Origin of the sequence: Thiohalophilus sp. (assembly GCF_031581315.1) — a bacterium.
In the GTDB taxonomy this organism is placed as follows: domain Bacteria; phylum Pseudomonadota; class Gammaproteobacteria; order UBA6429; family Thiohalophilaceae; genus Thiohalophilus.
The window spans coordinates 20,735-28,017 of the sequence record NZ_JAVLAZ010000032.1 but is presented as its reverse complement, the minus strand read 5'-3'; the positions used below and the strand labels follow the sequence as shown (position 1 = coordinate 28,017).

At 58.0% G+C, this 7,283-nt stretch carries 12 protein-coding genes; all 12 read right to left on the bottom strand.

Annotated features, from left to right (window positions below):
- On the bottom strand, nucleotides 1-415 hold a 415-nt coding region (locus tag RI563_RS06610; protein WP_310693577.1), incomplete at its 3' end, for a sigma-70 family RNA polymerase sigma factor.
- Between the two features lie 260 nt (nucleotides 416-675).
- Entirely contained in the window at nucleotides 676-1,092 is a 417-nt protein-coding gene (locus RI563_RS06605) for a putative iron-sulfur cluster-binding metallochaperone (protein ID WP_310693576.1), read from the bottom strand.
- A gap of 16 nt (nucleotides 1,093-1,108) precedes the next feature.
- Nucleotides 1,109-2,035: a twin-arginine translocase subunit TatC gene (gene tatC / locus RI563_RS06600; RefSeq protein WP_310693575.1), complete on the bottom strand. Its 927-nt coding sequence runs from the start codon at nucleotides 2,033-2,035 to the stop codon at nucleotides 1,109-1,111.
- Nucleotides 2,016-2,417, bottom strand: a complete 402-nt coding sequence (tatB, locus tag RI563_RS06595; protein WP_310693574.1) for a Sec-independent protein translocase protein TatB — start codon at nucleotides 2,415-2,417, stop codon at nucleotides 2,016-2,018. The genes tatC and tatB overlap by 20 nt, the downstream gene beginning before the upstream one ends.
- A gap of 87 nt (nucleotides 2,418-2,504) precedes the next feature.
- On the bottom strand, nucleotides 2,505-2,747 hold the full coding sequence (gene tatA, locus RI563_RS06590) for a twin-arginine translocase TatA/TatE family subunit (protein WP_310693573.1): 243 nt from the start codon (nucleotides 2,745-2,747) through the stop codon (nucleotides 2,505-2,507).
- 75 nt (nucleotides 2,748-2,822) lie between these two features.
- Nucleotides 2,823-3,161 (bottom strand): histidine triad nucleotide-binding protein, encoded by a 339-nt coding sequence (locus tag RI563_RS06585; RefSeq protein ID WP_310693572.1) that lies wholly within the window; start codon nucleotides 3,159-3,161, stop codon nucleotides 2,823-2,825.
- Between the two features lie 7 nt (nucleotides 3,162-3,168).
- Nucleotides 3,169-3,486, bottom strand: a complete 318-nt coding sequence (locus tag RI563_RS06580) for a phosphoribosyl-ATP diphosphatase (protein WP_310693571.1) — start codon at nucleotides 3,484-3,486, stop codon at nucleotides 3,169-3,171.
- A 41-nt stretch (nucleotides 3,487-3,527) separates the two neighbouring features.
- Nucleotides 3,528-3,914 (bottom strand): phosphoribosyl-AMP cyclohydrolase, encoded by a 387-nt coding sequence (gene hisI / locus RI563_RS06575; protein WP_310693570.1) that lies wholly within the window; start codon nucleotides 3,912-3,914, stop codon nucleotides 3,528-3,530.
- A gap of 152 nt (nucleotides 3,915-4,066) precedes the next feature.
- Nucleotides 4,067-4,834, bottom strand: coding sequence for an imidazole glycerol phosphate synthase subunit HisF (gene hisF / locus RI563_RS06570; protein ID WP_310693569.1), 768 nt, complete (start codon nucleotides 4,832-4,834; stop codon nucleotides 4,067-4,069).
- 228 nt (nucleotides 4,835-5,062) lie between these two features.
- Complete coding sequence (gene hisA, locus RI563_RS06565; protein WP_310693568.1) at nucleotides 5,063-5,803, bottom strand: 1-(5-phosphoribosyl)-5-[(5-phosphoribosylamino)methylideneamino]imidazole-4-carboxamide isomerase; 741 nt, start codon at nucleotides 5,801-5,803, stop codon at nucleotides 5,063-5,065.
- Between the two features lie 52 nt (nucleotides 5,804-5,855).
- The gene (hisH, locus tag RI563_RS06560; RefSeq protein WP_310693567.1) at nucleotides 5,856-6,506 is read right to left on the bottom strand and encodes an imidazole glycerol phosphate synthase subunit HisH; all 651 of its coding nucleotides are present in this window, start codon (nucleotides 6,504-6,506) and stop codon (nucleotides 5,856-5,858) included.
- Nucleotides 6,507-6,546: 40 nt separating this feature from the next.
- Nucleotides 6,547-7,140 carry an imidazoleglycerol-phosphate dehydratase HisB gene (gene hisB, locus RI563_RS06555; protein ID WP_310693566.1) on the bottom strand — a complete coding sequence of 198 codons (594 nt, stop codon included), beginning with the start codon at nucleotides 7,138-7,140 and terminating at the stop codon, nucleotides 6,547-6,549.
- Nucleotides 7,141-7,283 lie beyond the last annotated feature (143 nt).

Below are 7,283 nucleotides of genomic sequence, written 5' to 3'. Positions count from 1 at the left end.
CCAGACGGGGTGGCAGGCGATCCAGGCATTCCTGCAGGATGCGCCAGAACTGGGAGTCCTGCAGCGCCGCTTCGGGATCCCCCCAACTGGCAAGGCGCGGGGCCCAGTGTTCGCGGCTATTGAACGGTGAGTCTGTGTCGTCCGGGACGGTCGCCTCCGGATCGGGCAGCCCCTGTTCACGGGCCTCGCGTCGGAACTGGTCCAGAATCTTGTGTTTGAGGATGCCGATCAGCCAGGTGCGTACCGAGGCATTACCGCTATAGCGTGACCAGGCCTGCAGGGCGGCCAGCAAGGTTTCCTGGACGGCCTCTTCCGCCTGGTCGGAATCTCGCAGGCGCAGCAAGGCATAACGGTAGAGAACCGTGCCATGATCATCCAGCCACTGTTCGGCAGGCGCGGGCTGTTCTGAGGCCATGGGAGTGATAGCTCCTGCGTTTATTGATTCTCCGCCACAGCATAACCCGAATAACACTTTTTGAGCAGGGTTTTGAAGTGGCACTTTGTGAATGGCTGGCCAAAAGCGTTTCAAATAGCTGCGCAGCTAAAATCAAGTATGGCAATATTTGAGCGATTGCTCAATATTGAGTTGACTGACGACTGACAAAGGCGGATTACCGGGCGTGTTGTATGCGATTGCGGGATCGACCGGTGCTATGTTGCTTCCGGTAAGGCAATTCAGCTGGCGGGAAAGTCGGTCAGACAACAGCGCCCCGCCGGGTTGCGGATCTGACAGGCGCAGGTGCCCTCGCGGGTTTGTTGCTGGACAAAGACTTTGACCGACGGATCGCTCGCCTGGGCGCGGGTGACTCCGAAGCAGTGGCAGATCAGCGCTTCGTCCGAGGGATCCTTGAGCCCCACCGGGGTGCGCAGTTCGGCCTGTTCGATGACCGAATCATCATCAGCGAAATAGATGACAGGGCAGTCGGGATCGCTGCAAAAATAATAACGCCGTTCGCTCAGATCCCACAGCCAGGGATGCTGGAGGTGATGCAACAGCGTGGTGGTCGAGACCGCGGAATAGCGCTTGCCATTGCGCGGGCAGACATAGCGTCGCGCTGAAGGGGTGTGGCAATCGTCTGTGCAGTCTGTCATGGGTTGTTCCTGCGGATCATGTCTTGCGATCGGTGTCGTTATCCTCACTATCGGTTTCGTCGTTGTTTTTCAGTGCATCTTCCTCGGCAATGGCACGCTCAAGTTCAGCTTCCATTTCAGCCTCCATTTCCTCGCTGCTGAGCGGGGCCTCATCCTGCTCTGTTTCCTCGTCTTCAGCCGCGGCAGTTTCTTCGCGTTTACGTTTCATAATCCGCCCGAAGATGACACCGACTTCAAAGAGCAGCCACATTGGCAGGGCCAGCAGGGTCTGGGAGATGATATCCGGCGGAGTCAGCAGCATGCCAACGACGAAAGCGCCGACAATGATATAGGGCCGTTTTTGCGACAGGGCTTCCGGGGTCGTGACGCCGGCCAGAATCAGCATGATGGTGGCAATGGGGACCTCGAAGGCCACACCGAAAGCGAAAAACAGTTTAATGGCAAAATCGAGATAGCTGGCGATATCAGGGCGGTAATCGACGCCCTCGGAGGCAAAATTGGAGGTGAACTCGAATACCAGGGGAAAAACCACGTAATAGGCAAAGGCCATGCCCAGATAGAACAGAATAATGCTCGATATCAGCAAGGGGCGCGCGAGTTTTTTCTCGTGTTGATAGAGACCGGGAGCGATAAACGACCATAGCTGATGGAGTACGTATGGTACGGAGAGAAAAAACGCGGCAATCAGGGCCAGCTTGAACGGCGTGAACACCGGCGAGATAACGCCAATGGCCAGCATTTTGGCCCCTTCGGGAAGATAACCCTGAAGCGGTAATGAAAAGTAATAATAGAGATCATTGGCCACCGCCATCAGCGCGACGGTGAGTACCAGTACGAGACCAACTATACGTAGCAGGCGATCGCGCAGTTCGACCAGGTGCGAGAGAAACGGCGTCTCCTGTTCGACACCCTGATCGTAATCGTTACGGCTTTTGTTGCTCATCAGTCAGGGTATCGGCCGGTGGGGGGGTATCGTTGTTGTCGGTCTTGTCGGTCCTGTTGGACGGATCTTCGGTCTGTTCGGGCTCGTCGTCGCTGCTAGCCTTGACCATATAGTCGGGTTTGTCTTCTTCTTCGATGGAGAAGCGTTCGCTGTTCATGATCTGCTTGAGCTCATCCAGACCGGCGTCGCGCTCCAGGGCCTGGCGCAGATCTTCCTGCTTCATCTCGCGATCGATGTCGGATTTGACCTGGGTGACAAAGCGGCGTGTGCGACCGACCCACTTGCCCACGTTGCGGGCTACACCGGGCAGGCGCTCGGGGCCGATCACCACCAGACCGACGACGGCAATAATGATCAGTTCAAGAAAGCCGATATCAAACATGGCTAAGGGACGAGGGACGAGGAACGAGGAACGAGGAGACAGAACAGAGCCTGACTCCCGTTAACGCTGCCATGGTCACAAACCTGTTCAGGTTTTGTCCTGATCCTTGACTTTGCTGGCTTCGCCTTCAATCGTCTGGCCTTCATCGTTGCTTTCCAGTTTGGCGGAGTCATCATCCTGTTCGCCGGCCTTTTCCTCATCCTTGACCGCACTTTTGAAGCCTTTGACCGCACTGCCGAGGTCGGTGCCGATGTTGCGCAGGCGCTTGGCGCCAAACAGCAGCAGCACAATCAGCAGAATAATGACCAGTTGCCAGATACCAATACCCATGATGTTACTCCACGTCCTGAACGTTAACGTTTATTGAAGCGCTGCCTGTGTCAATCAAAACAATCAGCGCTGTGACTATTCAAAGCCGGGCATATTCCGGCCGCCCATCAAATGGATGTGCAGATGGAAAATAATCTGCCCGCCGCCTTCGCCGGTGTTGATAATGGTGCGAAAGCCGTCATCCAGTCCCTGCTGTTTGGCGATTTTCGGCAGCTGGCGCAGCATGTGACCCATCAGTTTGTCGTGCTCTTCATCCAGCTCATTGAGACTGACAATATGCTCGCGCGGGATCGCCAGCAGGTGTACCTCGGCCTTGGGATGAATATCCTTGAAGACGATCATCTGCTCGTCTTCATAGACCCGATCCGAGGGGATTTCATCAGCGAGAATTTTGCAAAACAGGCAGTCGCTCATGATGACCTCATTGGTTTCGATTGGCTTTCTCTTCCAGCCCCGAGAGGCCGAAGCGGCGCGCCAGCTCTTCGAGCACCTGATCGGGCCCAAGTCCCTGATGCGCCAGCATTACCAGTGTATGAAACCACAGATCGGCGGTTTCATAAACGACCTGTTGCGGATCCCCGTCCTTGGCGGCCATGACCGTTTCAGTGGCCTCCTCGCCGATTTTCTTCAAAATCGCGTCCAGCCCCTTGCCGTACAGGCCGGCGACGTAGGAGCTGTCGGGATCGGCCTCCTTGCGCTGTTCGAGCACGCTGGCCAGCTGTTGCAATATGTCGCTCATAGACGGGGATTATTCCACGTTTGGCGCCGTTTGTGGGGACGCTATTTATATATGGTGTCGGGATCCTTGATAACCGGTTCCACCTCGACCCACTGATCGCCCTGTAACTGCTTGAAAAAACAGCGATGTCGGCCGGTATGGCAGGCAATGCCGCCCTTTTGTTCCACCTCCAGCAAAATCACGTCATTATCACAGTCCAGGCGGATATCGTGGATGATCTGCTCGTGGCCGGACTCCTCGCCCTTGCGCCACAGCTTGCCCCGGGAGCGCGACCAGTAGATCGCCTTGCCCTCCTGCACACTCAGCGCCAGCGACTCGCGGTTCATCCAGGCCAGCATCAACACCTGGCCCGAGCCCGCCTCCTGGGCAATCACCGGCACCAGCCCGTCTTCCGTCCACTTGATCTCATCCAGCCAGCTTGTGCTCATAGTTAAGGTGCTCTTGAAAACGCGGAGTGCGCGGAGGCGCGGAGCCGCGGAGATTTATTTAATAACGCTAACCAGAGTCAGGCGCGTAATCAATTTCTTTCTCCGCGCCTCTGCGTCTTTGCGACCTCTGCGTTGTTAATCAGCGGCCTTGATTAGAGGCGAACCTCGATGTCGCTGCCCGCCATGCGTCGCTTGGCTTCTTCGATGCTGTATTCGCCGAAGTGGAAGATGCTGGCGGCGAGCACGGCGTCGGCGTGGCCCTGTTTGATGCCGTCGACCAGGTGATCCAGGTTGCCGACGCCGCCGGAGGCGATCACCGGCACGCTGACCGCGTCGCAGATGGCGCGGGTCAGGTCCAGGTCGAAGCCCTGTTTGGTGCCGTCGCGATCCATGCTGGTCAGCAGAATCTCGCCGGCGCCGTACTCGACCATTTTCTTCGCCCAATCGACGGCATCCAGGCCGGTGGCCTTGCGCCCGCCGTGGGTGAAGATTTCCCACTTTTTCGGATCATCACTCACCTGTTTGGCATCGATGGCGACCACGATGCACTGCGAACCGAACTTCTGCGCCGCCTCGTGCACGAACTCGGGATTGTCCACCGCCGCGGTATTGATGGCGACCTTGTCGGCACCGGCGTTGAGCATGGAGCGTACATCCTCGATCTTGCGAATACCGCCGCCGACGGTCAGCGGAATAAACACCTGGCCGGCCACCTGCTCCACCACATGGATGATGGTCTCGCGGTTTTCGTGGCTGGCAGTAATATCCAGAAAGGTCAGCTCGTCCGCACCCTGCTCGTCATAGCGGCGCGCAATCTCTACCGGATCCCCCGCGTCGCGGATATCCACAAACTGCACGCCCTTGACCACGCGGCCCTTGTCCACGTCCAGGCAGGGAATAATTCGTTTGGCCAGACCCATATCAGTTCTCTTTATCTACATTCAGAATTTAACGCGGAGGACGCAGAGGCGCGGAGCCGCGGAGAATAAAAATGTTATAAACATAGCTGATTTATCGACAGCCATGTCGTTGGTTGAAATCCCGGTTCTTTATGGCTAATACATTCATTTAACCATTGATTAATCAACTCTGCGTCTCCGCGCCTCTGCGATCTCCGCGTTATTAATCAGAGATTCACAAAAGTGCGCCTATTCCCCGCCGCAGGTGTCGGCCAGGGCGGCGCCTTCGGCAAAATCCAGAGTACCTTCGTAGATGGCGCGGCCGGTGATGGCGCCCATGATGCCCTCGTCGGCGACCTCGCACAGGGCGCGGATATCATCCATGTTGGTGATGCCGCCGGAGGCGATGACCGGGATGGCCATCGACTGGGCCAGCTTGACGGTGGCCTCGACATTGACGCCGCTCATCATGCCATCGCGGCCGATGTCGGTGTAGACGATGGCCGAGACGCCGTCCTGCTCGAAGTGCTGGGCCAGATCGATGACGTCGTGGCGCGAAAGCTTGGACCAGCCGTCGATGGCCACCTTGCCGTCCTTGGCATCCAGGCCAACGATGATGTGGCCGGGAAATTCCAGGCACAGGTCGTTGACGAAGTGGGGGGCGTTGACGGCCTTGGTGCCGATGATGACGTACTGCACGCCGGCATCGAGATAGGTCTCGACCGTCTCTTCATCGCGGATGCCGCCACCGATCTGGATGGGCAGATCGGGAAAGGCGCTGGCGATGGCGTGTACCACCTCGGCGTTAACCGGCTTGCCGGCGAAGGCGCCGTTGAGATCGACGATATGCAGGCGCCGGGCGCCGGCCTCCACCCAGCGTGCTGCCACGCTGACCGGATCGTCGGAAAAGATGGTTTCATCTTCCATTTTGCCCTGACGCAAACGAACGCATTTGCCGTCCTTGAGGTCGATGGCAGGGATAAGCAACATGGTGAAGTCTCTCGTGTTGGCTGAAAGTAACCGTGATGTTCGGGGTATCGTCCTAGAGGGAACCGTCCCAGTTTAAAAAGTTAGTATACAGCTGCAATCCGGCATGCTGGCTCTTTTCGGGATGGAACTGTACGGCAAATACATTACCTTTTGCCAGCGCACAGGTAAACGGGATGCCGTAGTTGCAGGAGGCGGCGATCAGATCCGGGCTGGCCGGTTCCACATAATAACTGTGGACAAAATAGAAGCGGGCGCCGTTGGCAATATTCTGCCATAGCGGATGCTCGACCTGCGGATAGACCTGGTTCCAGCCCATGTGCGGGACCTTGAGCCGTTCATCGCTGAGCGGATCGCGCATGTCCCGGGGAAAGGACTGGACCTTGCCGGGCAGCAGCCCCAGGCAACGGGTGCCGTCGTTCTCGGCACTGTATTCCATCATGGCCTGCATGCCCACGCAGACGCCCAGCAGCGGTGTGCCCTGCTCGGCCACCTGAAGAATCACCGTCTCCAGTTGCAGACGGCGGATTTCCGCCATGCAATCGCGAATGGCGCCGACGCCGGGTAGCACCACGTGATCGGCGCCGAGGATCTGTTCGGGATCCGAGGTAACCTTCACTTGGCGGGCAGGATCGGCCTTTTCCAGGGCCTTGCTCACCGAGTGGAGATTGCCCATTCCATAATCAATTACAGCAACAGTCGACATAGTCTTCGGATACTCAGCGGGGTGGCCCCGGGGTTGTGGCTCAGAGGCTGCCCTTGGTTGACGGCGTTATACCCTGCATCCGCGGATCCGGCTCCAGTGCCATGCGCAGCGCCCGGCCGAAGGCCTTGAAGGCGGTTTCGGCAATGTGATGGGCGTTGCGGCCGCGCAGGTTGTCGATGTGCAACGTGGCCCGGGCGTGGTTGACGAAGCCCTGGAAGAACTCGCCAAACAGGTCCACGTCGAACTCGCCGATGTGCGAGCGCGGGAAATCGATGCCGTACTCCAGACCGGGACGGCCCGAGAAGTCGATGACGACCCGGGTAAGGGCCTCATCCAGTGGCACATAGGCGTGGCCATAGCGGCGGATACCCTGTTTGTCGCCCACCGCCTTGTCAAAGGCCTGGCCCAGACTGATGCCGATGTCCTCCACGGTGTGGTGCGCATCGATGTGCAGATCGCCTTTGGCCTCGATGCGGATATCGATCATGCCGTGGCGTGCCACCTGCTCGAGCATGTGCTCGAGAAACGGCAGGCCGGTGTTCAGCGCGACCTCGCCCTGGCCGTCCAGATCGATACTGACCTGGATCTGCGTTTCCAGCGTGTTGCGTTCGATGTTGGCACGACGTGCGGACATGGTGACTCCAGTCAGGGGCGCGGCCCGGCGCCAATTAATATAAAGCGATAGCATACCGAAATAAGCGGCTGCGGGAAAATCGGGATTCTACCAGATTCCCCGGGTTATGCCGCAGGTTTTGGCTCGGGTATTCTGGCGTTTTT

Excerpts from the sequence above, each read along its gene's own strand:
- RI563_RS06585 (WP_310693572.1), bottom strand. The coding sequence starts at position 3,161 with ATGAGCGACTGCCTGTTTTGCAAAATTCTCGCTGATGAAATCCCCTCG.
- tatC (WP_310693575.1), bottom strand. The coding sequence starts at position 2,035 with ATGAGCAACAAAAGCCGTAACGATTACGATCAGGGTGTCGAACAGGAG.
- hisA (WP_310693568.1), bottom strand. The coding sequence starts at position 5,803 with ATGTTGCTTATCCCTGCCATCGACCTCAAGGACGGCAAATGCGTTCGT.
- tatB (WP_310693574.1), bottom strand. The coding sequence starts at position 2,417 with ATGTTTGATATCGGCTTTCTTGAACTGATCATTATTGCCGTCGTCGGT.
- hisF (WP_310693569.1), bottom strand. The coding sequence starts at position 4,834 with ATGGGTCTGGCCAAACGAATTATTCCCTGCCTGGACGTGGACAAGGGC.
- hisH (WP_310693567.1), bottom strand. The coding sequence starts at position 6,506 with ATGTCGACTGTTGCTGTAATTGATTATGGAATGGGCAATCTCCACTCG.
- hisB (WP_310693566.1), bottom strand. The coding sequence starts at position 7,140 with ATGTCCGCACGTCGTGCCAACATCGAACGCAACACGCTGGAAACGCAG.
- RI563_RS06580 (WP_310693571.1), bottom strand. The coding sequence starts at position 3,486 with ATGAGCGACATATTGCAACAGCTGGCCAGCGTGCTCGAACAGCGCAAG.
- hisI (WP_310693570.1), bottom strand. The coding sequence starts at position 3,914 with ATGAGCACAAGCTGGCTGGATGAGATCAAGTGGACGGAAGACGGGCTG.
- tatA (WP_310693573.1), bottom strand. The coding sequence starts at position 2,747 with ATGGGTATTGGTATCTGGCAACTGGTCATTATTCTGCTGATTGTGCTG.
- RI563_RS06605 (WP_310693576.1), bottom strand. The coding sequence starts at position 1,092 with ATGACAGACTGCACAGACGATTGCCACACCCCTTCAGCGCGACGCTAT.